Below are 267 nucleotides of genomic sequence, written 5' to 3' on the forward strand. Positions count from 1 at the left end.
CGGGCCGAACAGCACGGGCACGTGGCCGATCTCGCCCGCGCGGTGCGACGCGCCGGCGACAACGACGCCGTCGATGATCACCGCAGCTCCGACGCCGGTGCTCAACGAGACGAAGAGCTGGCTGGCGCCGAAATCGTCCGCGCCGGGCTCGTCGATGGCGGTGACGGTGGCGGTCGAGTCGGCGATGGCCTCCGCGTCCGCGTCGTTGATGAGATGGATGGGTGCGTCGACGATGCCGGAGAGCTCGCGGGCGAGGTCCACGTCCGT

The 267-nt window shown here is 71.2% G+C and carries 1 protein-coding gene; it reads right to left on the reverse strand.

Features of this window, described 5'->3' with window-relative positions:
- The coding region (locus SB717_RS36415) for an ROK family protein (RefSeq protein ID WP_410907900.1) at nucleotides 1-267 on the reverse strand (267 nt) is incomplete at both ends.

Source organism: Priestia sp. SIMBA_032 (assembly GCF_046535215.1).
Taxonomy (GTDB): domain Bacteria; phylum Bacillota; class Bacilli; order Bacillales; family Bacillaceae_H; genus Priestia; species Priestia aryabhattai.